General features: G+C 71.1%; 23 protein-coding genes. 11 read left to right on the top strand and 12 right to left on the bottom strand.

Annotated elements, in window-relative coordinates; genetic code table 11:
• Positions 1 to 64: 64 nt before the first annotated feature.
• Positions 65 to 421 (bottom strand): DUF4267 domain-containing protein, encoded by a 357-nt coding sequence (locus tag Q0L15_RS07120; protein ID WP_296603251.1) that lies wholly within the window; start codon positions 419 to 421, stop codon positions 65 to 67.
• A gap of 53 nt (positions 422 to 474) precedes the next feature.
• On the opposite strand from Q0L15_RS07120, the gene Q0L15_RS07115 reads away from it, so the two are divergent.
• Positions 475 to 1,161 (top strand): nitroreductase family protein, encoded by a 687-nt coding sequence (locus tag Q0L15_RS07115; protein WP_296603250.1) that lies wholly within the window; start codon positions 475 to 477, stop codon positions 1,159 to 1,161.
• On the opposite strand, the gene Q0L15_RS07110 is transcribed toward Q0L15_RS07115, so the two are convergent.
• From Q0L15_RS07110 to Q0L15_RS07080, 7 genes are read right to left on the bottom strand one after another with little or no spacing between them, the layout of a single operon-like run.
• The gene (locus tag Q0L15_RS07110; RefSeq protein WP_296603248.1) at positions 1,162 to 2,127 is read right to left on the bottom strand and encodes an alpha/beta hydrolase; all 966 of its coding nucleotides are present in this window, start codon (positions 2,125 to 2,127) and stop codon (positions 1,162 to 1,164) included.
• Positions 2,124 to 2,789, bottom strand: a complete 666-nt coding sequence (locus Q0L15_RS07105; RefSeq protein WP_296603247.1) for a glycerophosphodiester phosphodiesterase — start codon at positions 2,787 to 2,789, stop codon at positions 2,124 to 2,126. Before Q0L15_RS07105 ends, Q0L15_RS07110 begins: the two co-directional genes overlap by 4 nt.
• A 22-nt stretch (positions 2,790 to 2,811) precedes the next feature.
• A complete protein-coding gene (locus tag Q0L15_RS07100; RefSeq protein WP_296603246.1) occupies positions 2,812 to 3,522 on the bottom strand; it encodes a gamma-glutamyl-gamma-aminobutyrate hydrolase family protein in 711 nt (236 codons plus the stop codon).
• A 2-nt stretch (positions 3,523 to 3,524) separates the two neighbouring features.
• Positions 3,525 to 4,304, bottom strand: a complete 780-nt coding sequence (locus Q0L15_RS07095) for a 3-oxoacyl-ACP reductase (RefSeq protein WP_296603245.1) — start codon at positions 4,302 to 4,304, stop codon at positions 3,525 to 3,527.
• 54 nt (positions 4,305 to 4,358) lie between these two features.
• Positions 4,359 to 5,720: an aldehyde dehydrogenase family protein gene (locus Q0L15_RS07090; protein WP_296603244.1), complete on the bottom strand. Its 1,362-nt coding sequence runs from the start codon at positions 5,718 to 5,720 to the stop codon at positions 4,359 to 4,361.
• Positions 5,721 to 7,103, bottom strand: coding sequence for a glutamine synthetase family protein (locus tag Q0L15_RS07085; protein WP_296603242.1), 1,383 nt, complete (start codon positions 7,101 to 7,103; stop codon positions 5,721 to 5,723). It lies immediately after the preceding gene.
• A gap of 8 nt (positions 7,104 to 7,111) precedes the next feature.
• A complete protein-coding gene (locus Q0L15_RS07080; RefSeq protein WP_296603241.1) occupies positions 7,112 to 7,846 on the bottom strand; it encodes an FCD domain-containing protein in 735 nt (244 codons plus the stop codon).
• A 150-nt stretch (positions 7,847 to 7,996) separates the two neighbouring features.
• On the opposite strand from Q0L15_RS07080, the gene Q0L15_RS07075 reads away from it, so the two are divergent.
• The 3 genes from Q0L15_RS07075 (at position 7,997) to Q0L15_RS07065 (ending at position 12,934) form a co-directional block, all read left to right on the top strand.
• Complete coding sequence (locus Q0L15_RS07075) at positions 7,997 to 9,616, top strand: amino acid permease (protein ID WP_296603239.1); 1,620 nt, start codon at positions 7,997 to 7,999, stop codon at positions 9,614 to 9,616.
• A gap of 101 nt (positions 9,617 to 9,717) precedes the next feature.
• Positions 9,718 to 10,527: an LPS biosynthesis choline kinase gene (locus Q0L15_RS07070; RefSeq protein ID WP_296603238.1), complete on the top strand. Its 810-nt coding sequence runs from the start codon at positions 9,718 to 9,720 to the stop codon at positions 10,525 to 10,527.
• On the top strand, positions 10,520 to 12,934 hold the full coding sequence (locus Q0L15_RS07065; protein WP_296603237.1) for an FAD-dependent oxidoreductase: 2,415 nt from the start codon (positions 10,520 to 10,522) through the stop codon (positions 12,932 to 12,934). Before Q0L15_RS07070 ends, Q0L15_RS07065 begins: the two co-directional genes overlap by 8 nt.
• 4 nt (positions 12,935 to 12,938) lie before the next feature.
• Here Q0L15_RS07065 and Q0L15_RS07060 read toward each other — a convergent pair whose 3' ends face one another.
• Positions 12,939 to 13,733 carry a chitosanase gene (locus Q0L15_RS07060; RefSeq protein ID WP_296603235.1) on the bottom strand — a complete coding sequence of 265 codons (795 nt, stop codon included), beginning with the start codon at positions 13,731 to 13,733 and terminating at the stop codon, positions 12,939 to 12,941.
• A 113-nt stretch (positions 13,734 to 13,846) separates the two neighbouring features.
• On the opposite strand from Q0L15_RS07060, the gene Q0L15_RS07055 reads away from it, so the two are divergent.
• The 3 genes from Q0L15_RS07055 to Q0L15_RS07045 all read left to right on the top strand — a co-directional run bounded on the left by Q0L15_RS07055 (position 13,847) and on the right by Q0L15_RS07045 (position 16,808).
• On the top strand, positions 13,847 to 14,965 hold the full coding sequence (locus tag Q0L15_RS07055) for a PP2C family protein-serine/threonine phosphatase (RefSeq protein WP_296603233.1): 1,119 nt from the start codon (positions 13,847 to 13,849) through the stop codon (positions 14,963 to 14,965).
• 194 nt (positions 14,966 to 15,159) lie between these two features.
• On the top strand, positions 15,160 to 16,152 hold the full coding sequence (locus tag Q0L15_RS07050; RefSeq protein WP_296603231.1) for a hypothetical protein: 993 nt from the start codon (positions 15,160 to 15,162) through the stop codon (positions 16,150 to 16,152).
• A gap of 35 nt (positions 16,153 to 16,187) precedes the next feature.
• A complete protein-coding gene (locus tag Q0L15_RS07045; RefSeq protein ID WP_296603229.1) occupies positions 16,188 to 16,808 on the top strand; it encodes a class F sortase in 621 nt (206 codons plus the stop codon).
• Here Q0L15_RS07045 and Q0L15_RS07040 read toward each other — a convergent pair.
• A complete protein-coding gene (locus tag Q0L15_RS07040) occupies positions 16,786 to 17,400 on the bottom strand; it encodes a hypothetical protein (protein ID WP_296603228.1) in 615 nt (204 codons plus the stop codon). The genes Q0L15_RS07045 and Q0L15_RS07040 overlap by 23 nt on opposite strands.
• Before the next feature lie 87 nt (positions 17,401 to 17,487).
• On the opposite strand from Q0L15_RS07040, the gene Q0L15_RS07035 reads away from it, so the two are divergent.
• Together Q0L15_RS07035 and Q0L15_RS07030 are read left to right on the top strand one after the other, a co-directional pair.
• Positions 17,488 to 18,630, top strand: coding sequence for an LLM class flavin-dependent oxidoreductase (locus tag Q0L15_RS07035; RefSeq protein ID WP_296603227.1), 1,143 nt, complete (start codon positions 17,488 to 17,490; stop codon positions 18,628 to 18,630).
• A 67-nt stretch (positions 18,631 to 18,697) separates the two neighbouring features.
• Positions 18,698 to 19,294: an FMN reductase gene (locus tag Q0L15_RS07030; protein ID WP_296603225.1), complete on the top strand. Its 597-nt coding sequence runs from the start codon at positions 18,698 to 18,700 to the stop codon at positions 19,292 to 19,294.
• A 4-nt stretch (positions 19,295 to 19,298) separates the two neighbouring features.
• On the opposite strand, the gene Q0L15_RS07025 is transcribed toward Q0L15_RS07030, so the two are convergent.
• Positions 19,299 to 20,543, bottom strand: a complete 1,245-nt coding sequence (locus Q0L15_RS07025) for a hypothetical protein (protein ID WP_296603223.1) — start codon at positions 20,541 to 20,543, stop codon at positions 19,299 to 19,301.
• Between the two features lie 39 nt (positions 20,544 to 20,582).
• On the bottom strand, positions 20,583 to 21,110 hold the full coding sequence (locus Q0L15_RS07020; RefSeq protein ID WP_296603222.1) for a YbhB/YbcL family Raf kinase inhibitor-like protein: 528 nt from the start codon (positions 21,108 to 21,110) through the stop codon (positions 20,583 to 20,585).
• A gap of 116 nt (positions 21,111 to 21,226) precedes the next feature.
• On the opposite strand from Q0L15_RS07020, the gene cobA reads away from it, so the two are divergent.
• Both cobA and Q0L15_RS07010 read left to right on the top strand, forming a co-directional pair.
• The gene (gene cobA / locus Q0L15_RS07015) at positions 21,227 to 22,450 is read left to right on the top strand and encodes a uroporphyrinogen-III C-methyltransferase (protein WP_296603220.1); all 1,224 of its coding nucleotides are present in this window, start codon (positions 21,227 to 21,229) and stop codon (positions 22,448 to 22,450) included.
• Positions 22,450 to 23,253, top strand: coding sequence for an RNA methyltransferase (locus tag Q0L15_RS07010; RefSeq protein WP_296603217.1), 804 nt, complete (start codon positions 22,450 to 22,452; stop codon positions 23,251 to 23,253). Before cobA ends, Q0L15_RS07010 begins: the two co-directional genes overlap by 1 nt.
• Positions 23,254 to 23,310 lie beyond the last annotated feature (57 nt).

The raw sequence follows: 23,310 nt of genomic DNA, 5'->3' as shown, positions 1-23,310 counted from the left end.
GTTTGGTCACCAACGACAGATTCCGGAGCGGAATGATTGCGGTTGGTGACCAAACGACAGAGATTCAGCGGCGGACCAGGCTGGAGACCCCGGACCCGATGGCGCCGAGGGCGGGCCCGATCAGCGTGAAGGCGGTCTTCTTGGAGACGCTGCCCTCCTGCATGGCGAGGTAGCCGGTGGCGGCGTCGGCGGCGTCGACGAGGATGCCGGCCACGACGATGTTGCGCTGGGTCTTGCCCCGGGCCAGCAGCGTGATCAGGCCGAGCGCGATCTCGCGCGAGCCGAACAGCCGGGTCAGGTAGGGGAGCTGGGGGTTGGTCGCCGGGTCGAGCTGGAAGAGCTTGGCCGCGAGGTCGGGGTTGCCGAGCGCCACCGAGCCGACCGCGACCCGGCCGAGAGACAGTCCGATCACTGGGTTCATGGCCGGCAACCTATCGCTCGCTTGGTCGGCCGACGCAGTGGCAGGCTCGAGGTATGGACCTCTACGACGTCATGCGCACCACGCCGGCGGTGCGGGAGTTCACCGACGACCCCTTGCCGGACGAGACGTTGCACCGCATCCTCGACCACGCGCGCTTCGCACCGAGCGGGGGCAACCGGCAGGGCACCCGGATCGTGGTGGTCCGCGAGCAGGAGACCCGGCGCCGGCTGGCCGAGCTCAACGAGCCCGCCGTACGCCGCTACGTCGCCCAGAGCGCCGCCGGCCAGAGCCCGTGGAACCCGATCGAGGCGCCGCGACCGACCGCTGAGGAGATCGCGGCGACCCACGTCCCTGACTCGTTCATCCGCCCGGTCCTGACCGCGGCCGCGGTGCTGGTCGTGTGGGTCGACCTCGGGCTGGTGGCCGCCACCGACCAGGACCTGGACCGGATCGGCCTGGTGGCTGGCGCGTCGGTGTACCCGCTGGTCTGGAACGTGCTGCTCGCCGCCCGCAACGAGGGGTACGGCGGCACGATCACGACGATGGCCGTCGCGCAGGAGCCCGCGGTCCGTCAGCTGCTCGGCGTCCCCGATCGGTTCGCGCTGGCCGCGGTGGTCCCGATCGGCAGGCCGGTGAAGGAGCTCACCAGGCTCCGCCGGCGCCCGGTCGCGGAGCTCGTCAGCCGGGAGCGCTTCGACGGCGAGCCGTTCGTCCCCCTGGGTCAGTCCCCGAGCGTGTAGTCAGGGGAGGTACGCCGAGGCCCAGCGATCCATCGCGTCGTACGCCGCCGCCCGCGGCTCGGGCAGCGAGAGCACGACGTCATGGCGGGCACCCTGGATCGCCACGTAGGTGACGTGGCTGCCCAGCGCGGTGGCCCAGCGCCGGATCTGGGGAACCTCGAGGACGATGTCGTAGCCGTGGACGTCGTCGCCCATCTCCTTGGGCCACCGCGTGCCCGCCGAGGAGAGCACCAGCACGGGGCAGCCGGCCTCGAGACCGGACTGCAGCTCGGCGTGCCCGCGACGGATGGCGCGCAGCCACCCGAAGGTGACCGGGAAGGAGTCCAGCGGCTTCCAGTCGGTGTTGAACATCCACTCGCCGTGGTGGTCGGCGTGCAGGCTGCGGGTGTAGTGCCCTTCGACCGTCCGCGGGATCACCCGCCGCGGCTGGCGCGCACCCACCTGGTGGATGACCTTGGTGCCGATGCCGCGGATCAGCGGGCCGCCCTGCATGTCGAGCCAGGGCGAGTTCAGCACCATGCCCGCGAGTGCGCGGTGACGGCGCTCGTTGGCCCACAGGGCCACGATGAGCCCACCGGTGGAGTGGGCGCTGATCACCAGGTGGTCGTGGCCGTCGCGCTCGACCACCCGTTGGACCGCCGCGTCGATCTCGGGGAAGTGGTGACGCAGGTCCGTGACGTACGTCGGGGTCTGGTGCGGCCGGATCGAACGGCCGTACTTGCGCAGGTCGACGGCGTAGAAGTCGTAGCCCCGGTCGTTCCACCACTCGGCGAAGTCGGTCTGGAAGAAGTAGTCGGAGAACCCGTGGACGTGCAGCACCGCGCGGCCGGTCGGCTGCGCGGTCCGGCGTACGACGAGGGTCGCGACGACCGGGCCCTCCTCGTCGGGCGGCAGGTGGATGGTCTCGGCCAGGTAGGGCTCGCCCAGAACATCGGGCACGAGCTCGTCGAAGGCGCCGCTGGTCATGGCTCCAGTCTGGCAGCGCGGAGCCCGAGGGCGAGCGCAGGCTCGTTGGTCGTGACGAGCCAGGCGCGCCCGGGCCGCATCCAGTGGGCGAGCGAGCGCGGGGTGTCGACGGTCCACACGACGAGGGGGAGGTCGTGGCGCCGGGCGAACCGGCGGACGCGGAGCCGGGCCAGCCAGTGGTGGGCGACCACGACGTTGGCGCGCGCCGAGCGGTACCGGACACCGGGGAAGAGCTCGGAGGTCCGGACCCGGATCGCGTGCCACAGGGAGAATCCCTTCACACCGCGCCCGAGCGACAGCCCGACCTGGAGGTCGTGCCCCTCGCGGTCGGCCCACGCGCGCAGCGCCCGGACCGACTCGTCGTGGCCCGTGGTCACCAGCAGGCGGTCGGTTCCGAGCCGGTCGATCGCCTCCGCGACGATCGGGATCTCACCGCCGCGCAGCTTCAGGTCCAGGTGCGCCCGGGCGCGACCGGCGAGCAGGTCGAGCGCCTGGTCGTAGCGCAGCGTCTCCGGAGGCGGATCGTCCACGAGGTCGTGCAGCAGCACGAGCGAGCCGTCGGCGATGCGCTGCACGTCGAACTCGACGTAGTCGGCTCCGAGCGCGATCGCGTGCTCGATGTCCGCGCGGCGAAGGCAGCGGTGGGCACTGACCAGGGTCATCGGTGCCGAGCGTAGCCAGTGGTCACCGTCGGCGACCACCTGCCGCGGCACGCACCAGGCCCGCGAGGAGGCCGATGTCGGCCGCGGTCTCGGGGTGCCACTGGACGCCGACGACGAACCGGTCGTCGGCGAGCTCGATGGCCTCGAGCGTCCCGTCCTCGGCCCGGGCCGCCGTCACGAAGCCCGGATGCTCGCGCACCGACTGGTGGTGGTGACAGTTCACCGTCACCCGCTCGCCGAGCAGCCCGGAGACACGGGTGCCGGGGACCGTCGAGACCTCGACGGCGCCGAACTCGTCGCCGCCGGGGCTGTGGCCCTCGTGCCCGACCAGTTCGGGGACGTGCTGCTCCAGGCTCCCGCCGGCGTGCACGGCGAGCACCTGCATCCCGCGGCAGACGCCGAGCACCGGCAGGCCGGCGGCGTCGGCGGCGTCCAGCAGGGCCGCCTCCCACGCGTCGCGGTCGGCACGCCACCCGGTCGTGCGCGGGTGCGGGTCGGCGCCGTAGCGCGCCGGCTCGACGTCCGCACCACCGCTGATGATCAACCCGTCGAGACGGGACACGACCGCGTCGGCGGCGCCGACGCCGCCCACGGGTGGCAGCAGCAGCGGTACGCCGCCGGTCTCCTCGACCGCCACGGCGTACTGCGTCGGCAGGAGGTCGGCGCGCTGGTGCCACACGCCCCAGGCCGCGTCCTCGCGGTAGGTCGTGAGCCCGATGACCGGAGCGACCATGCTCAGAGGGGCGTGACGTAGGCGCCGGAGATGCCGCCGTCGACGAGGAACGTGTTGGCGGTCATGAACGAGGAGTCGTCCGAGGCCAGGAACAGCACGGCGGCCGCCATCTCCTCGGGCTCGCCGAACCGGCCCATCGGGACGTGCACGAGCCGGCGGGCGGCCCGCTCCTCGTCCTTGGCGAACAGCTCCTGCAGCAGCGGGGTGTTGACCGGCCCCGGGCACAGCGCGTTGACCCGCACGCCCTGGCGGGCGAACTGGACGCCGAGCTCGCGCGTCATCGACAGCACGCCGCCCTTGGAGGCGGAGTAGGAGATCTGCGAGGTCGCCGCGCCCATCACCGCGACGAACGAGGCGGTGTTGATGATCGAGCCCTTGCCCTGCTCGAGCATGTGGGGGAGCGCGGCCTTGCAGCACAGGTAGACGCTGGTCAGGTTGACCTCCTGCACCTTGCGCCACGCGTCGAGGTCGGTGTCGAGGATGGAGTCGTCCTCGGGGGGGCTGATGCCGGCGTTGTTGAACGCGATGTCGACCGAGCCGTAGGTGCCCTTCGCCGTCTGGAACAGCGCGTCGACCTGCTCCTTGTCCGTGACGTCGACGTGGACGTACGTCGCCACGTCGGTGCCGCCGAGCTCCTCGACGAGCTCGGCACCGCGGGCGTCGTCGATGTCGCCGATGACGACCTTGGCGCCCTCCGCGACGAAGCGACGGACGGTCGCCAGGCCGATGCCCGAGCAGCCGCCGGTGATGACCGCGACCCGGTCCTGGATGCGTCCTGCCATGAGTTGCTGCTGCCTTTCGTCGTGCGGGGTCTCGACAAGCTCGACCACCGATGGTCAGTGGGCGATGAAGACGTTCTTCTCCTCGGTGAACGCCATCGGGGCGTCCGGGCCGAGCTCGCGGCCGAGGCCGGACTGCTTGTAGCCGCCGAACGGCGTCCAGTACCGCACGGACGAGTGCGAGTTCACGCTGAGGTTGCCGGCCTCGACGGCTCGCGCTACCCGCAGCCCACGGCCCAGGTCACTGGTGAAGATCGAGCCGGAGAGCCCGTACTTGGTGTCGTTGGCCTTCGCGACGGCGTCCGCCTCGTCGTCGAAGGGCATCACGGCCACGACCGGGCCGAACACCTCCTCGCGCCAGATGCCCGTCGCCGGGTCGTCGACGGTCACGACCGACGGCGGCACCCAGAACCCGTCGCCACCCGGCGTGGATCCCGCGAAGGCGACCTCGACCTCGTCGAGGTAGCCCGTGACGGTCCGCTTCTGCTGCGCGGAGATGAGCGGGCCCATCTCGCTCGACTCGTCGCTCGGGTCGAGCACCCGGAGACCCTCGACCGCCGTCTGCAGCTTGCCGAGGAACTCGTCGTACGCCGAGCGCTCCACGAGGATCCGAGACCGGGCGCAGCAGTCCTGCCCGGCGTTGTCGAACACGGCGTACGGCGCGCTCGCGGCGGCGGCGTCGATGTCGGCGTCCGCGAACACGATGTTGGAGCTCTTGCCGCCCAGCTCCAGGGTCACCCGCTTCACCTGCTCGGCGCAGCCGGCCATGATGCGCTTGCCGACCTCGGTGGAGCCCGTGAAGCACACCTTGCGCACCAGCGGGTGCGTGACGAACCGCTCGCCGACGACCGAGCCCTTTCCCGGGATGATCGTCAGGACGTGCTCCGGCAGACCTGCCTCCAGCGCGAGCTCGCCGAGCCGGATCGCCGTGAGCGGGGTCAGCTCGGCGGGCTTGAGCACGACGGTGTTGCCGGCAGCGAGGGCGGGTGCGAACCCCCAGCCGGCGATGGGCATCGGGAAGTTCCAGGGGACGATGATGCCGACGACACCGAGCGGCTCGTGGAAGGTCACGTCGACCCCACCGGCCACGGGGATCTGGCGCCCGAAGAGCCGCTCCGGCGCGCCGGCGTAGTAGTTGAGGCAGTCGCGGACGTTGCCGGCCTCCCAGCGGGCGTTGCCCCAGGTGTGCCCGGCGTTGCGGACCTCGAGCTCGGCCAGCTCGTCGACGTGCGCGTCGACGACCGCGGCGAACCGGCGCAGCAGCGTCGCCCGCTCACCCGGCGGCATCGCCCTCCACGCCGGGAACGCGGCCTGGGCGGCCTCGATCGCGGCGTCGGTCTCGGCCACCGAGGCGAGATGGACGTGGGTGACCGGTGCCGCGGTCGCCGGGTTGATGACGGTATAGACGTCGGCGCTCACTTACAGCCTCTCGAATCCTCGACGGAGCTCCCAGTCGGTGACGGTGGCGTGGTACGCCGTGAGCTCCACATCGGCCATGTTGACGTAGTGGTCCACGACCTCGTCGCCCAGGGCGGCCCGCGCCACGGCCGACGCGGCGAAGCGGTCACGAGCCGCCTCCATGGTCCGCGGGACCTGGGGTCGCCCGGACGTGTAGGCGTTGCCCACGAGCTCCTCCTCGAGCGGGAGCTCGTTCTCGATGCCGTGCAGCCCACCGGCCACCATCGCCGCGAGGGCGAGGTAGGGGTTGACGTCGGCGCCGGGGATCCGGTTCTCCATCCGCGCCGACGGTCCGTGGCCGACGAGCCGGACCGCGCAGGTGCGGTTGTCCAGGCCCCAGGCGATCGTCGTCGGTGCGAACGACCCGTCGGCGAAGCGCTTGTAGGAGTTGATGTTCGGCGCGTACAGGAGCGTGAAGTCGGGGATCGTCGCGAGGATGCCGGCCACGAAGTGGTCGTAGAGCGGGGTCCGGGCGCCCGTCTGCTCGTCCCAGAAGACCAGCGAACCGTCGGTGCCGCGCAGCGAGAGGTGGATGTGGCACGAGCTGCCCTCGCGCTGGTCGTACTTGGCCATGAACGTGATCGCCTTGCCCTGCTGGGCGGCGATCTCCTTGGCGGCGGTCTTGTAGACCACGTGGTTGTCGGCGGTCGTGAGCGCGTCGGCGTAGAGGAAGCCGACCTCGTGCTGGCCGAGGTTGCACTCGCCCTTGGCTCCCTCGACGTCCAGGCCGGCGGCGTACATGTGATTGCGCAGCGCTCTGAGCAGTGGCTCGATGCGGCTGGTGCCGAGGATCGAGTAGTCGACGTTGTACTGGTTGGCCGGCGTCAGGTCGCGGTAGCCGTCGAGGTGGGCCTGCTCGTAGGTCGTGTCGAACGCGATGAACTCGAGCTCGGTGCCCGCCAACGCGGTCCATCCGTTCGCCGCGCAGCGGTCGAGCTGTCGGCGCAGGATCCCCCGCGGCGACTGGACGACGGGGGAGTGGTCGGGCCACTCGAGGTCGCACTGGATCATCGCGGTCGCCGGCAGGTGGGTGAGCACCCGGATCGTGCTCTCGTCGAGGCGGAACTCCATGTCGCCGTACCCCTTCTCCCACGAGGAGATGGTGTAGCCGTCGACGGTGTTCATGTCGACGTCCACGGCCAGGAGGTAGTTGCAGCCCTCGGTGCCGTGCTGGGCCACGTGGTCGATGAAGTAGCGGCCGTGCAGGCGCTTGCCCTGCAGGCGGCCCTGCATGTCGGTGATGGCGACCACGACCGTGTCGATCGCACCGCTCTCGATGCGGTCGACGAGCTGGTGCATCGTCAGGTGCCGGTTGTTGCGGAGCCCGCTGTCGGCCTGGGTCACGCTGTCCCCTATCCCACGAGTCCGCGCAGCAGCGCGGCCGTGTCGTCGCAGTGCTCTTCCATGACGCGGCGTGCGCGGTCGGCGTCCTGGGTCAGGATGGCCTTGACGACCGCTGCGTGCTGGCGGTCGGAGTGGTCGATGTTCCTGCCGAGGACCGGGATCGCCAGCAGCATCTCGTGCAGCGTGGCCTGCACCGCGGTGACGGTCTCGACCACACGCGGCGAGTCCGAGAGCGTCGCCACGGTGAGGTGGAAACGGGAGTCGGCCTGGCGGTGAGCAGCCGGCCGGCGGGCGTCGGTGACCGCGGCCAGGGCGGTCTCGAGCTGCTCGCGCGCGGCGTCGTCCAGGTCGGTCCGGGCGGCCAGGTAGGCGGCTCCGGGCTCCACGATCCGCCGGAACTCCAGCGCGTCGAACCAGTCGCGGCGCTGGGCCGCGGTGAGCCGGGCGGCCCTGCGCGCGTTGGGCAGGCGCGGCTTGAGCGTGACGACCGTGCCACCGCCCCGGCCGCGCGTGGTCTCGACCAGCCCGGCCTCGCGCAGCGCTGCCATCGCCTCGCGCAGCGTGGCCCGGGAGACGGCCAGCCGCTCAGCGAGATCCCGTTCGGCCGGCAGGACCGTGCCCAGCGGGTAGACGCCGAGCCGGATCGCGGTCGCGAGCTGCTCGACACACGCCTCGAACGCGTGATGGCCACGCACCGGACGCAGCACCGCCTCCGGGAGCCGGTGGTCGGGGGAGGCGGTCACGGGCTCAACCTTCGGGGCCCGACGCGGACAAGTCAATGACGCAATGGTCTGAGTTCATACCAATTTTACGTACGGGCATTTACACCCCGATCGGCCCGGGTCTAGCGTCCGTTCACATTCGCACGAACCTCCCCCGGAAGGTGTGTCGCAATGCCCGAAGCGCATGAGCAGATCCACGAGCACCACCCGCACCTCACCGCAGACGAGGCGCACCTGGCACGGCTCGGCTACAAGCAGGAGCTCAACCGCTCCTGGTCCGGTTTCTCGAACTTCGCGATCTCGTTCTCGATCATCTCGATCCTCGCCGGCTGCTTCACGAACTTCGGCGCCGGCTTCAACAACGGTGGACCGATCTCGATCTCGTGGTCGTGGCCGATCCTCGGCGTGTTCATCCTGATCATCGGTTTCACGATGTCGGAGCTGGTGTCGGCGTATCCCACCTCCGGTGGCATCTACTGGTGGGCGTCGAAGCTCGGGGGGCCCGCGGCCGGCTTCTTCACAGGCTGGCTCAACCTCATCGGCCTGGTCGCGGTCACCGCCGGTGTCTCGTACGGTTGCGCGACCTTCATCGACCTCACGATCAGCACCTACTCCGACTCCTTCGCGGCGGACTACTCGCTGACGCGGGTGTTCGTCATCTTCATGATCGTGCTCGTGCTGGCCTCCGTGCTGAACATCTTCAGCGGCCACCTGATGGCGATCATGAACAACATCTCGGTGTGGTGGCACGTCGCCGGCGCGCTCGGGATCGTGCTGGTCCTGGTCTTCGTGCCGGACCAGCACCAGAGCTTCAGCTACGTGTTCACCGAGCGCTTCAACAACTCCGGGTACGCCGACGGCAGCACGACCAACCTGATGTTCTGGTTCGCGATCGTGCCGTTCGGCTTCCTGCTCACCCAGTACACGATCACCGGGTTCGACGCCTGCGCGCACCTGTCCGAGGAGACGGCCTCGGCCTCCACCGAGGCCGCGAAGGGCATCTGGCGCTCGATCTTCTACTCGCTGGTCGCGGGCTACATCCTGCTGCTCGCCGTGGTGTTCGCCATCCCGAACACGCCGGACGGCGCACCCGACAACGCCGGGGTCGGCGGTGGCGGCGTCGCCTACATCTTCGTGCAGTCGCTCGGGACCAACTGGGCAACCTTCGTGCTCTTCATCTCGGCGGCGGCGCAGTTCTTCTGCGCGACGGCCTGCATGACCTCGGCCTCCCGCATGACGTTCGCCTTCAGCCGGGACGGCGCGATCCCCGGTTCGAGCATCCTGCAGAAGCTGACCAAGGCGCGGGTGCCGGCGAACGCCGTCGTGTTCGTGGGCATCGCGGCCGCGATCGTCACGGTGCCGGCGCTGATCGAGGTGAACGTCGGGACGCCGGAGGCTCCTCTGGTCATCCCGGTCGCCTTCTACGCCGTCACCTCGATCGCGGTCATCGGCCTCTATCTCGCCTTCGCGATCCCGATCTGGCTGCGCTGGCGCCACGGAAGCAGCTTCGAGGTCGGCTCGTGGAACAACGGGTCGAAGTACAGGTGGATGAACCCGCTGGCGGTCGCCGAGATCGTGATCGTCACGATCTACCTGATGATGCCGTCGCTGCCGGGCGGCAATCCCTTCAGCGAGGCCGACTTCGAGTGGAAGTTCGTGAACTACGCGCCCATCGTCACCCTCGGAACGCTGCTGCTGCTCGCGATCTGGTGGCAGGCGTCGGCGAAGCACTGGTTCACGGGCCCCAAGCACACCATCGACCAGGCCGTGGTCGAGGCCTTCGACAGCTGAGCGTGGGTGCTCCTGCGCTGGACCGCCTCGCTTGTCTGGCGGGGCGGTCCTGGCGTGTCGACGAGCTGCCCGGCGGGTTGACCAACATCAACCTCCACGTCGTGACCGAGGACCGTGGGCCCCGGCTCGACCTGGTCGTGCGGTGGTCGCAGGGAGACCCGGTGGCCCTCGGCATCGACCGGGACGCCGAGGCGGCTCACACGCGCATCGCCGCCTCCGTGGGGGTGGCGGCCGATGTCGTGGAGTACCGGCCCGACCTGGGGCTGCTGGTGATCGAGTTCCTCGCCGGCAAGCCCCTGGTCAACGCCGACTTCGCGGACGCCGACGTCCTCCGGCGCGCCGCGGCCTCCTGCGGGGTCCTGCACGCGGGGCCGGCGTTCGGCACCCGGTTCGACATGTTCGAGCGGCAGGCCGCCTACCTCCGGACGGTGCGCAGGCGGGGCTATCGGATCCCGGCCGGCTACGACGACCACGCCGACGCGTGGTCGGACGTACGCCGCGTGCTGGCGATGGCCGCCCGGCCCCTCGTGCCGTGCAACAACGACCTGCTCGCCGCCAACTTCATCGACGACGGCGCGAAGGTCTGGCTCATCGACTACGAGTACTCCGGCAACAACGACGCTGCGTTCGAGCTCGGCAACACTGCGACGGAGTGCGACTTCGGGCTCGATCAGGTCGAGGCGTACGTCGAGGCCTACTACGGAACGCTGGCGCGCGCCGATCTGGCGCGGGTCCGCCTGCAGATGCTGTGCAGCGCCTACGGCTGGTCGCTGTGGGGGTTCATCCAGGAGGCGGCGAGCCCGATCGAGTTCGACTTCCGCTCCTGGGGGATGGAGCGCTTCGACAAGGCGGCGGCGGTCTTCCGAGGACCCGACCTGCACCAGCTCCTGGAGGACGTCGCCGATGGCTGAGCTCCCGTCCCGTGCACGCGTCGTGATCGTCGGTGGTGGGGTGATCGGCACCTCCGTCGCCTACCACCTCACCCGACTGGGCTGGAGCGACGTGCTGCTCCTGGAGCAGGGCGTCCTCTCGTGCGGGACGACCTGGCACGCGGCCGGACTGGTGGGTCCGCTGCGGGCATCGGAGAGCGGCACCCGCCTCGTGCAGTACTCCGCCGAGCTCTACGCCTCGCTGGAGGCCGAGACCGGCCTGGCCACCGGCTACCGCAACGTCGGCGGTGTCATCGTCGCGCGCACGGAGGAGCGGATGGTCCAGCTGCGCCGCACAGCGGCCAATGCGGCGGCGTACGACATGGACTGCGAGCTGATCTCGCCGGAGCGCGCGGCGGAGCTCTGGCCACCGATGCAGGTCGATGACCTGCTGGGCGCGATCTGGCTCCCGGGGGACGGGAAGGTCAACCCGACCGACCTCACCCAGTCGCTCGCCAAGGGCGCGCGGCTGCGCGGCGCCCACGTCGTCGAGCGGGTCCGGGTCACCGGCTTCACCGTCGAGGCGGCCGCCACGGGTCGGCGGGTGACCGGGGTGGTCACGGACCAGGGCACCGTCGAGGCCGAGGTGGTGGTCAACTGCGCCGGCCAGTGGGCGAAGGCCCTCGGCGACCAGGTCGGCGTGACGATCCCGCTGCACTCCGCGGAGCACTTCTACGTCGTGACCGAGGCGGTCGAGGGCGCCCACCCCGACCTGCCGATCATGCGCGACCCCGACGGCTGGACCTACTTCAAGGAGGAGACGGGAGGCCTGGTCGTCGGTGGTTTCGAACCGGAGGCCAAGCCGTGGCTCTCGCCCGACGACCTGCCGTACCCCTTCGAGTTCCAGCTGCTCGAGGAGGACTGGGAGCACTTCTCGGTGCTGATGGACCAGGCCCTGCTGCGGATCCCGGCGCTGGAGGAGACCGGCATCCGCAAGTTCTACAACGGGCCCGAGTCGTTCACGCCCGACAACCAGTTCCTGCTCGGCGAGGCTCCAGGGCTGGCCGGGTACTACGTGGGGGCGGGGTTCAACTCGGTCGGCATCGCCTCGGCGGGCGGTGCCGGACGTGCCCTCGCGGAATGGATCGTCGCGGGCGAGCCGCAAGAGGACCTGGTCGGCGTCGACGTACGACGGTTCGCGCCGTTTCACGCCGACAACACCTGGCTGCGATCCCGGGTCGCCGAGGTGCTCGGCCTCCACTACGCCGTCCCGTGGCCCAACCGCGAGCTCGAGTCGGGCCGCCCCCAACGCACCTCTCCGCTGCACGAGCGCTTGGCGTCGGCCGGCGCGCTCTTCGGCACCCGGATGGGCTGGGAGCGCCCCAACGTCTTCGGGCCGCCCGGCGCGGCCCTGCAGTACGCCTGGGACGAGCCGTCGTGGCGGCCCTGGTCGGCCGCCGAGCAGCGGGCGACGCGGGGCGACGTCGCGGTGTTCGACCAGACGTCCTTCTCCAAGTACGTCGTGGCGGGGCCGGGTGCCCTGGCCGGCCTGCAGTGGGTGTGCGCCGCCGACGTCGACGTTCCCGTCGGGCGGTGCGTGTACACGCCGTTCCTCAGCGAGCGCGGCACGTACGAGGCCGACCTGACGGTCACCCGCACGGGGGCCGAGGAGTTCCTGCTCGTCTCGAGCTCGGCGACCACCGTGCGCGACCTCGACTGGCTTGCTCGACACGGCGTTCCGGCCGAGGACGTCACCGAGCAGCACGCGGTGATCGGTGTCATGGGGCCACGCTCCCGCGCGTTGCTCGCGAGCCTGTCGTCCGACGACTGGGACGACGCCATCTTCCCGTTCGCCACCGGCCGGCTGGTCACGGTCGCGGGCGTGCCGCTGCGCGCGACTCGGATGACCTACGTCGGCGAGGTCGGCTGGGAGCTGATGGTGCCGGTGGCGGGGGCGCTCGCAGTCCACGACGCGCTGACCCAGGGTGGGGCCACGAACGCGGGGTACTACGCGATCGAGTCGATGCGACTGGAGAAGGGCTACCGCGCCTTCGGCCGCGAGCTGACGCCCGACGTGGGGCCGGTCGAGGCCGGGCTGGTGTTCGCGACCGCGCTCGACGGCGCCAAGGACTTCGTCGGTCGCGCTGCGCTCGAGGCGCACCGCGCGGAGCTACGGGTCGGGGGATCTCGGCGCAGGCTGGTGTGCCTCGTCGTGGCGTCGCCCGCACCGATGCTGTGGGGCGGTGAGCTCCTGCTGCGCGAGGGTCGCCCCGCGGGGCAGGTCACCAGCGCTGCCTGGGGTGAGACCGTCGGCTCCTGGGTCGGCCTGGGCTACGTCCGCCACGACGGGCCGGTCACCGAGGACTGGCTCGCGTCCGGGCGGTTCGAGGTCGACGTGGCCGGTCAGCGGTGCGCCGCGAGGGTCTCGCTACGGGCGCCGCTCGCCTGAGTGATCAGGCGCCGATGTGGAAGCGGTCGCCGTACACGTACCACGTGAGGGGCGGCCGGAGGCCGAGGTTGTGCTCGCGCAGGAAGCGCCGCTGCTCGGTATCGATGCGCGAGGTGTCCTCGTGGGCCGCCTCGGTGCGCATCGCCCGCCTGCGTACGTCGAGGAACGCGTCGAGGAACGCCACCTCGGAGCCGCCTTCGGCCGGGGTGGACGCGTGCCGCATCGCCGCACGGCGGATGCCGCCGAAGCTGAGCCGGTCGTGTCCGGGGCCGTGCATGACCATCGCGTCGTAGTAGACGAACTGTCCGAGGGTGCGCAGGCCGTCGCGCTTCGCCCGCCCGACCGCCGGGTCGAAGTAGCCCCGGTCCCGCTCCTGGTCCTGGGCCCGCTGGAAGGCGGAGGAGCGAGCGGCGCGATGCCAGGCGCGGACGAACGGCCGTCCGAGCCCGGCATGGGAGTCGGTTCCGGTGACCCGTCGCAGCGCGGGCAGGAAGCGCTCCAGCGGGTTTCCGGGGTGGGCGCGCGTGTAGCGCTCGACCAGCTCGAGCATGTCACCGGTGCCGGAGCAGAACCCGATGATGCCGCCCGTGTAGCCGCGGCCGTCGCCGATGTCCTCGAGGTAGGTGTACTGCGCCCGCCAGTCCAGCGTGGAGCTCTCGGCACTGGACACCAGCTGCATGGCGATCTCCTTGCGGCCCGGCCGGTCCAGTCCCGTGGGCGCGGCGGCTCCGGCGGGCTCAGCACCTGGCGAGGCGAGGAGAAGGAGGAAAGAGGCGACGATCGCGGCGAGCCATCGCATCGCTCGAGGCTAGCGGTCACCGCCGTCGGCCGGTCGGTGCCCTTCTCCACAGATCATCGCCGGATCCGGAACGCCGGGCGCGAAACCGCCCGGCGGACGCCTAGGCTCGCGGCGTGGCAGCTGCGGTCGGGGTCTCGGGCGCCGTCGTTCGGGCGGCGCGCTTCGTCAACGACCGTGTCAACGAACGGGTGGCCGCGTGGCGCACCGGCAGTGCCTCGAGCCAGGTCCTGGCGCTCGGGCTGCTCCTGGCGGGCGTCGCAGCCTCGCTCGTGGTCTCGCTGACCGACTACGACCTGATGCCGCTCACGGCGTACGTCGTCTGGCTGCTGTTCGGCATGCTGCTGCTGCGGTTCATGCCGATGCTCGTGCTGACCGGCGTGACTCTCGCCGCCGGGTTCGGTGCGGTGCTCCACGAGGGTCAGATCGCGGGTGCCCGACTCACGGCGGTGGCGACGATGGTCGTCGCCGCGGCGCTGCTGCTCCTGCAGTCCAGCCGCCAGCGCAGCGGCCTGCCCGGGTCGTTGGGGGAGGCGATGCTGGTCGACCTGCGTGACCGGCTCCAAGCGCAGGGCAAGGTGCCGGCCCTCCCGGCCGGCTGGACCTGCCAGTCGGCCATGCTCGCGGCCCACGGCGCCGGCTACGCCGGCGACTTCCTCGTTGCCGACCTCGACGAGGACGAGCGCCACCTGGAGATGATCCTGGTCGACGTGTGCGGCAAGGGCGTCGCGGCAGCGACCCAGGCGCTGCAGTTCGCCGGGGCCCTCGGAGGCCTGATCGGGTGCCTGCCGCCGATCGCCCTCCTCGAGGCGGCCAACGGGTTCTTGCTCCGCCAGTTCTCCGACGAGTCCTTCGCGACCGCGGTCCACGTCCTGGTGGACCTCGAGGACGGTTCGTACTCGATCGTCAGCGCCGGTCATCCTCCGGCGCTGCGGTGGTGTGGCGTCGAGGGGGAGTGGCTCGTCGACAATGCCCGCGGCACGGCTCTCGGCATCACCCGCCGGCCCGATCTGGTGGCGAGCACCGGAGTCCTCGCCCCCGGAGAGGCGCTGCTCTTCTACACCGACGGCGTCGTGGAGTCGCGCACCTCCGATCTCGACGAGGGGATCGCGTGGCTGCGGCGGACCGCGCGCGAGGCGGTGACCGATGGCTACGACGGCGCGGCGCGGCGGATCGTGCGGCGCGTGGCGCGAGGCGACGACGACCGCGCGGTCCTGATCCTGGCCCGGGTGTGACGTAGGACCGGTCTAGACCAGTTGGATAAGAGGTTTCCAACAGGTGTCTCCCCGGCAACCTCCCTGTCAGTCGGGGGACTACTGCCGCAGCTCGCGGCCTGGACAATGGAGCACGTCTCATGGGGAACTCGGTACGCCTGCGCGCTCTTGCGCTCGTCACCGCTGGCATTCTCGGATCCTGGTCGCTGGGGGGCGTGGCTGTTGCCGACCCCAAGCCCGACCACACCGACCACGGCCAGCACCTGGGCCAGACCAAGGACCCGGCGCAGGGCGCCGGCCAGGGCCAGGGCAAGGACAAGAGCAACAAGGACAAGAGCGGCAAGGACAAGAGCCAGAACGGCCAGGGCCAGGACAAGGGCAAGCACACGGGACACGCACACGCGCCCGGCCAGGTCGCGAACCCCGGACACCAGGGCGGCCAGGGTCACGGCCAGGGTCACGGCCAGGGTCACGGACCGAGCCACACGCCCGGCAATCCTCCTGGCAACAACGGGACGGTGAAGATCGCCGGCCCGGGCGATGAGGTCGGGCACCCGAGCAACAACCCGCACCCGGGCTGCACGTTCTTCGTCGAGTGGTTCGGCTTCGACGAGGGCGCGGACGTCGTCTCGACGGTCACCTTCGCCGCTCAGGCGCCGACGTCGGACGTGGTGCTGGGTGGCACCTCGCCGTCCCAGGTCTTCGTGGGTGGGGACCCCGCTGGCGGCGGCACCGATCTCGACGGGCGCCAGGCCTACACCCTGACGTTCCAAGGCGAGCCGCACCCGAAGCAGGGCTACCACGTGAAGCTGACGGTCGCGACGCCGCACTCGCTGGGCAACGACACCAAGTCGAAGGTCTTCTGGGTCGAGCCGTGCGCGGGCGAGACGGCGCCGGAGACCACCGCGCCCGACACCGACGAGGACACCTCCACCGGGGACGCCGGCGTCGGCAGCGGCACCGTCGAGGGTGACGACGCGGCCGGCACGACCGACCAGGGCGTGCTCGGCGAGACCTTCGTCGCGGGCGACCAGGCCGACGAGGCCGCGGTGGCGTCGGACAGCGCCGCCGTACCGACCGCGGTCGACGCGGGTGAGAGCTCCGCGCTGCCCGAGTGGGCGCGCTCGCCGCTCCCGCTGACCCTGATCTCGCTCGTGCTGGTGCTGGCCGGAGCCGCCGTCGTGCTGCGCAACCGGTCGCGTGCCTGATCCGTGCCTGACCCGGTCCTGACGGAGGGATGCAGATGACGTCCACGCGTCGCCACCCGGGATGGGTGGCGGCGGTGGGCGTCGTCCTCATCGCCCTCGGCGTCGCCTTGTGGTGGACCCAGTCCAACCGCACGCAGGCGATGACCGCTGATCCCGCAGGGGCGAGCAATGCCACGCCCGAGACCGGGACGACGGCCGAGGCTGTGCGCGCACCGCGCAAGCCGGGTGCCCCCACCAGGGTGCGCATCCCCAGCCTGGGAGTCGATGCGCCGGTGCTGCCGGTGCGCGCGCCGGACCGCACGCTCATCCCGCCGAGCGACCCGCAACGTCTCGGCTGGTGGGCCGACGGCGCCAAGCCGGGGGCTGCCCGCGGCAGCGCTCTGGTCACCGGTCACACCGTGCACACCGGCGGCGGCGCCCTCGACGACCTCGAGCACGTCGAGCCGGGTGACCTCGTGGTCGTGCGCACTGACCGGGGCACGATCCGCTATGACGTGCAGCGGGTGAAGATCTTCAGCAAGGGCACTATCGCCGACCACGCGACCAAGCTGTTCAGCCAGGACGTCTCGGGCCGGCTGGTGCTGATCACGTGCGAGGACTGGGACGGCGAGCGTTATCTCAGCAACGTCGTCGTCACCGCGACGCCGCGCGCCTAGCCCGCGTCAGGATCCGTCCGACCACGAGCCCGGCGACCAGTGCCCCGAGGGTCCCGAGGGCCTCGTCGCCCAGGGTGTCCTCGTAGGCGGTGTCGAGCTCGGTGCCGTGCCGGATGAACGTGAACCACTCGCCGAGCTCCCAGCCGATGGCGAGGATCGACCCGAGACCTGTCACCAGGACCACGACGGCCCAGATCGGCTCGACCTGACGGCAGGTGAGCAGCCCGATGCCGGTGAGCAGCAGCGCCCAGTTGGCGAAGTGGTTGAGGTCGTCCCACCAGCCGATCGCGTCGTAGAGGTCGAGGCTGTTGCCGGTCACGTCCACCAGGAACGGCAGCATGATCAACGCGAAGGCGCCGTGGGGAGCCGGCTCCGCGCGCGTGCGCCGTCGCTGTGCCGCCCACCAGATCGCCGGGGCGAGGAGCATGAGCAGGGGATAGGCCACCAGGCGCGCTCCGAAGGCCTTGTCGGCGAACCGGTCGATCCCGGGCGCCCACTCGGCCACCGCGAGCTGACCTACGGTGAGCGCCAGCACCACGACAGGGACCCAGGCGGCGACGCGGGGAGCGGCGAGGCCGCGCACGGTGTTCACGGGCAGATGGTCGCAGGAATAGCGCGCGTCCCCGTATCGTTTGATCAGGTGATTGGCGATTCAACTACCTGAGGACAGTGAGCGGACATGCAGATCGGCATCTTCACCGTCGGCGACGTCACGCCGGATCCGACCACGGGTCGGACCCCGACCGAGCACGAGCGCATCAAGGCGACCGTCGAGATCGCGACGAAGGCCGAGGAGATCGGGCTCGACGTGTTCGCGACCGGCGAGCACCACAACCCGCCGTTCATCGCCTCGAACCCGACCGCCACGCTCGCCTACATCGGCGCGAAGACCGAGAACATCATCCTCTCGACCGCGACGACGCTGATCACCACGACCGACCCCGTGCTGATCGCTGAGGACTACGCCAAGATCCAGCACCTCACCGACGGCCGCGTCGACCTGATGATGGGCCGCGGCAACACCGGCCCCGTCTATCCCTGGTTCGGCAAGGACATCCGCCAGGGCATCAACCTGGCGATCGAGAACTACGCGCTGCTGCGCCGGCTCTGGACCGAGGACGTCGTCAACTGGGAGGGCCGGTTCCGCACGCCGCTGCAGGGCTACACCTCGACCCCGCGTCCGCTGGACGGCGTCGCTCCGTTCGTGTGGCACGGCTCGATCCGGAGTCCCGAGATCGCCGAGCAGGCGGCGTACTACGGTGACGGCTTCTTCCACAACCACATCTTCTGGCCGGCCGGCCACACCAAGCAGATGGTCGAGCTCTACCGGCGTCGCTTCGAGCACTACGGCCACGGTCCGGCGGACACCGCGATCGTCGGGCTCGGGGGTCAGTTCTTCATGCGCCCCAACAGCCAGGACGCGGTGAACGAGTTCCGGCCCTACTTCGACAACGCGCCGGTCTACGGCCACGGTCCGTCGCTCGAGGACTTCACCGAGGCGACGCCGCTGACGGTCGGCTCGCCGCAGCAGGTGCTCGAGCGGACGCTGTCGTTCCGCGACTACGTCGGGCACTACCAGCGCCAGCTGTTCCTGGTCGACCACGCGGGCCTGCCGCTGAAGACCGTGCTCGAGCAGCTGGACCTGCTCGGCGAGATCCTTCCCGAGCTGCGCAAGGGCTTCGCGGAGGGTCGGCCCGCCCATATCCCCGACGCCCCCACGCACGCCTCGCTCGTCGCCGCCGCCGGCGGTGCCAAGGACACGACCGTGCACGCCGTCGACGACGTCACCGGCACCACCGACCGCGAGGAGGTCCAGGTATGAGCACCCCACGCAATCGCGGGCTTCCCCCGCTTCGCTCCTCCAGCCCGCGATTCCGAGGGGACCCCGCATGACCCGCATCGCGGTCGTCAGCGCGGGCCTGAGCGTCCCGTCCTCGACCCGGCTGCTCGCCGACCGTCTCGCCGAGGCGGTCGTGCGGGCGGCCCACGAGCCGGTCGAGGTCGACGTGGTCGAGCTCCGGCCGCTCGCGCACCCGCTCGCGGACCACCTGCTCACCGGCTTCCCGACCGGCGAGCTGGCCGAGGCCATCGCGACAGTCCGCCGGGCCGACGCACTCGTCGTCGTCACGCCGGTCTTCTCCGCGAGCTACTCCGGGCTGTTCAAGACATTCTTCGACGTCCTCGAACCAGGGACGCTCGACGGCAAGCCGGTCCTGATCGGGGCGACCGCCGGGACTCCGCGGCACTCGCTGGTGCTCGAGCACGCGCTGCGCCCGCTGTTCACCTATCTGCACGCGACGGTGGCTCCCACGGGGGTCTTCGCCGCCAGCGAGGACTTCGGGGACCGCGGTCTGGACGAGCGCATCGATCGGGCCGCGGGCGAGCTGGTCTCACTGCTGCATGGCGCGCCCGCGCGACGTACCCGCTCGGTGGAGGACGAGTTCGCCGAGCCGACGCCGTTCGAGGAGCTGCTCCGCGGCGCCTGAGGCGCTACGGCAGCTCGCACGAACGGCGGAACTCCCCGCGGCACCAGTCCGTGCCCTCGCGGCCGCGGACCCGGTCGACACCGGACCCGCCGTCGAGGTGGTCGTCGTACGGGCTGCCGACCAGCCGGTCGGCGCCCCTGCCGCCGTAGAGCCGGAGGTCGGTGTTGCGTCGGCAGGCCTGACCGGCGTCGGCCCACGAGATGTCGTCGTCACCGCCCAACCCCCGCACGATGACCGAGCAGCCGTCGACGCTGAGGGTGTCGGCCCTGTGACTGCCACGGAGGCTGACGGTGCGTGCCACGGCGCGGTAGTACTCGTTGTCGATCACCCGGTAGCCCGACAGACGATCGCGGGTCAGGTCGAGGTCGACCGCCTCCGGGTCGTAGACGAGCACGGAGTCGTGGCCCGTCCCGCCGTCGATGCGGTCGCGCGGGGCGTCACCGAGCCGGAGGAGCCAGAGCCAGTCGTCGCCCGAGCCGAGGTCCGCGCTCCGCAGGCCGACCTCGTTGACCTCGACGTGGTCGTCCTGCTCGGTGCCGAGGTAGGTCACGCTGGCGTCCTGCTCGCCGTCGATCGCCGAGACGTGGAAGCCGGTCCAGAAAGCGGCGACCGCTCCGTCGACCCTGACCTGACCGGCCCGGTCGTCGACGACCCTGTCCCGCGGTGTCGAGAACACGAGCCTCACCCGGTTCAGCCCGGGGCCCCCGTGCAGGCTCCCGTCGTTGCGCTCGGACAGGAGATTGAGAACGTCGTTGCCACCCCCGAGGTCGACGTCGTCGTGGTTGACGGGGGTTGCGTCGCCGGTGGTGAGCGTGTCCTTGCCTCGACCGGTGGCGACGTGGTCGATCCCGTCATCGGCGTGCAGCGTCCCGGCCGTGACCTCATCCCGACCGTTGGCGCCCTCGAACGTGTCGGAACCGCGCCCGAGATCCACCCGTACGCCGTTGCGGAGGCTTTTGATGCTCGTCGCGTCGACGACGTCGTCGCCGTCCCCGGCGTCGACGTAGGGCTCGAAGTCGCCCACGACGCAGATGGTGTCGTCCCCGGGGCCGGCGTACGTCTCGCTCGCACCATTGGTCACGATCACGTCGTCGCCATCGGTGCCGTGGACCGCTTCGCCGGAGTGGCCGACGATCGTCGCTGCCTGGCCGCGACAGGTCTCCCCGTCCGCCCTCGCGGGGGCGGGAGCGACGAGGGCGCCGGCCACCAGGGTCAGGGCGGCGAGAAGCAGGGTCCGAGAGGCACGCATGCCCTCGACGGTCTCACGGGCTCAAGCGCACGTACAGCACTAGTGCTGGTAGGTGCCGTGGATGATCGCGCGACCGGCGGTCTTGAACGCCAGGTTGAACGACACCACCGCGGGCGAGGCGTCGGAGTCCACGCCCAGCGTCTCCTCCTGCACCGCGTGCACCACGAAGAAGTAGCGGTGCACCTGGTCGCCCTGCGGCGGTGCGGCGCCGCCGAACGCCTTGGCGCCGCCGTCGTTGCGGCACATGAACGCGTTGCCGGGGAGATCCGCTCCCTCGGCGCCGGCGCCGGCGTCGAGGGCCGTGACGTCGGCCGGGAGGTCGACCAGCACCCAGTGCCAGAACCCGCTGGGCGTCGGCGCGTCGGGGTCGAAGCAGGTGACGGTGTAGCTCTTCGTGCCCTCCGGCGCTCCCGACCACGACAGCTGGGGCGAGGTGTTCCCGAGGTGGGCGACCTGGTCGTCCTTCAGCGGCTGCCCGTCGGTGACGTCCGTGCTGGTCACCGTGAACGACGGGACGGCGGGCAGCAGGTCGTACGGGTTGGGGCTGACGGGTCGGTCGAGGCTCATGACGCTCCTGAGATGAGATGGTGCGTGGATAGCTCAGCGTGAGGCTGTCCCTCAACGTAGTCCGGTGGTTGAACGCTCGCCACGGACGCGGTCCGTGCGGCCGCGATGATGGGTCGATGGACGACTACACGACTTACCCCTCGGGGCTGCGACTGACCGGCCGCCGCGTCGTGGTGGTCGGCGGGGGACACGTCGCCCAGCGGCGGGTGCCACAGCTGATCGCGGCCAGGGCCGACGTCCACGTCGTGAGCCCCGCGGTCACGCCCGCGATCGAGGGCATGGTCGGCTCGGGCGAGGTGACCTGGCACGAGCGTGGCTTCGCCGACGGCGACCTCGACGAGGCGTGGTACGTCGTGGCCGCGACCGACGACCGGGCCGTGAACGAGCAGGTCTCCGCCGCGGCCGAGGCACGCCGGATCTTCTGCGTGCGCTCCGACGACGCGACCCGCGCCACGGCCTGGACGCCCGCCGTCGGGCGGCACGCCGGCGTGACGGTCGCGGTCCTCGGACAGCGGGAGCCGCAGCGCTCCGCGGCGGTCCGCGACGAGATCCTCGAGGGGCTGCGCGAAGGCACGATCGTGGCCCGCCACCAGCGCGACCGGTCACCGGGTGTGGTCCTCGTGGGAGGCGGTCCGGGGGACCCCGAGCTGATGTCGGTGGCCGGCCGCAAGGCGCTGATGGAGGCCGACGTCGTCGTCGCCGACCGGCTCGCTCCGCGCGAGCTGCTCGGGGAGCTGCCGGCCGACGTCGAGCTCATCGACGTGGCCAAGCTGCCCCGGGGACGTTCGGCCCTGCAGGAGGAGATCAATCGCGTCATCGTCGAGCGCGCGCTGGCCGGCAAGCGGGTGGTGCGCTTCAAGGGCGGCGACAACTTCGTCTTCGGGCGCGGTTACGAGGAGGTCATCGCCTGCCGTGAGGCGGGCGTGCCGGTGACGGTCATCCCCGGCCTGAGCAGCCCGATCGCCGTGCCGGCCGTCGCGGGCATCCCCGTCACCCACCGCGGCGTGGCCCACGAGTTCTCGGTCGTCTCGGGCCACCTTCCGCCCGGCCACCCGGAGTCGTTGGTCGACTGGGCGGCGCTGGGTCGCCTCACCGGGACGGTCGTCTTGATGATGGCGGTCGAGAACGCGCCGCTGATCGCCGAGGTGCTCGTCGAGGGCGGCCGGCCCGCCACCACCCCCGTCGCGGTCGTGTGCAACGGCACGATGCCGGGGGAGCGGACCGTCCTCGCCACGCTGGGCACGCTGGCCACCGAGCTCGCGGCGCACGACGTACGCCCACCGGCGATCATCGTGGTCGGCGACGTCGTCGCGGTGGCCCATCCGGCACACTTCGCCTGATGGCCACGCTGCTCGAGATCACCGACCCCGACGACCCGCGTCTCGCCGACTACCGCGACCTGCGCGACGTCGAGCTGCGCAAGCACCTCGAGGCCGAGCACGGGCTCTTCCTGGCAGAGGGGGCCAAGGTGGTGCGCCGCTCGGTGGAGGCGGGCTTCACCCCGCGCTCGTTCCTCATGGCGCCGCGCTGGCTCGAGGGCCTCGACGACGTCCTTTCCCGCACCGACGCACCCTGCTACGTCCTCTCCGAGGCCCTGGCCGAGGAGGTCACCGGCTTCCACGTCCACCGGGGCGCACTTGCCTCGCTCGAGCGCCGGCCACTGCCCTCGGTGTCCTCGGTGCTGGAGGGCGCTCGGTCGGTGCTGGTCCTCGAGGACATCGTCGACCACACGAACGTCGGCGCGATCTTCCGCTCGGGAGCCGCGCTCGGCTTCGACGCCGTGCTGCTCGCGCCCCGGTGCGCCGACCCGCTCTACCGGCGCTCGGTGAAGGTGGCGATGGGGACGGTCTTCTCGGTGCCGTGGACCCGGCTGCCCGACTGGTACGACGCCCTACCGTCGCTGTCGGCCGCCGGCTTCACCACCGTGGCACTCACGTTGGCACCCGACGCCGTCCCGATCGAGGAGGCCGTGGCCGGCCTCGACCGCGTCGCCCTCGTGCTCGGCTCGGAGGGCCACGGCCTCTCGTCGCGGTGGGAGCAGGCCGCCGACCGCCGCGCGATCATCCCGATGCGCGACGGCATCGACTCGCTCAACGTCGCCGCCGCCACCGCCGTGGCCTGCTACGTCACCGCGCGACGGTAGCCCGTTGCCGTTTGGTCACCAACGACATGCCGGGAGCGCTCCCAGATGTCGTTGGTG

This window comes from Nocardioides sp., from assembly GCF_024509035.1.
Taxonomy (GTDB): domain Bacteria; phylum Actinomycetota; class Actinomycetes; order Propionibacteriales; family Nocardioidaceae; genus Nocardioides.
The sequence above is the reverse complement of the archived record's forward strand: the minus strand, read 5'-3'. Positions and strand labels throughout refer to the sequence as shown.

Bases quoted from the DNA above. Each gene is read 5' to 3' on its own strand.
- Q0L15_RS07100 (WP_296603246.1), bottom strand. From the start codon at position 3,522: ATGGTCGCTCCGGTCATCGGGCTCACGACCTACCGCGAGGACGCGGCC.
- Q0L15_RS07045 (WP_296603229.1), top strand. From the start codon at position 16,188: ATGACGTCCACGCGTCGCCACCCGGGATGGGTGGCGGCGGTGGGCGTC.
- Q0L15_RS07030 (WP_296603225.1), top strand. From the start codon at position 18,698: ATGACCCGCATCGCGGTCGTCAGCGCGGGCCTGAGCGTCCCGTCCTCG.
- cobA (WP_296603220.1), top strand. From the start codon at position 21,227: ATGGACGACTACACGACTTACCCCTCGGGGCTGCGACTGACCGGCCGC.
- Q0L15_RS07075 (WP_296603239.1), top strand. From the start codon at position 7,997: ATGCCCGAAGCGCATGAGCAGATCCACGAGCACCACCCGCACCTCACC.
- Q0L15_RS07120 (WP_296603251.1), bottom strand. From the start codon at position 421: ATGAACCCAGTGATCGGACTGTCTCTCGGCCGGGTCGCGGTCGGCTCG.
- Q0L15_RS07010 (WP_296603217.1), top strand. From the start codon at position 22,450: ATGGCCACGCTGCTCGAGATCACCGACCCCGACGACCCGCGTCTCGCC.
- Q0L15_RS07105 (WP_296603247.1), bottom strand. From the start codon at position 2,789: ATGACCCTGGTCAGTGCCCACCGCTGCCTTCGCCGCGCGGACATCGAG.
- Q0L15_RS07115 (WP_296603250.1), top strand. From the start codon at position 475: ATGGACCTCTACGACGTCATGCGCACCACGCCGGCGGTGCGGGAGTTC.
- Q0L15_RS07025 (WP_296603223.1), bottom strand. From the start codon at position 20,543: ATGCGTGCCTCTCGGACCCTGCTTCTCGCCGCCCTGACCCTGGTGGCC.
- Q0L15_RS07060 (WP_296603235.1), bottom strand. From the start codon at position 13,733: ATGCGATGGCTCGCCGCGATCGTCGCCTCTTTCCTCCTTCTCCTCGCC.
- Q0L15_RS07065 (WP_296603237.1), top strand. From the start codon at position 10,520: ATGGCTGAGCTCCCGTCCCGTGCACGCGTCGTGATCGTCGGTGGTGGG.
- Q0L15_RS07110 (WP_296603248.1), bottom strand. From the start codon at position 2,127: ATGACCAGCGGCGCCTTCGACGAGCTCGTGCCCGATGTTCTGGGCGAG.
- Q0L15_RS07035 (WP_296603227.1), top strand. From the start codon at position 17,488: ATGCAGATCGGCATCTTCACCGTCGGCGACGTCACGCCGGATCCGACC.
- Q0L15_RS07020 (WP_296603222.1), bottom strand. From the start codon at position 21,110: ATGAGCCTCGACCGACCCGTCAGCCCCAACCCGTACGACCTGCTGCCC.
- Q0L15_RS07095 (WP_296603245.1), bottom strand. From the start codon at position 4,304: ATGGCAGGACGCATCCAGGACCGGGTCGCGGTCATCACCGGCGGCTGC.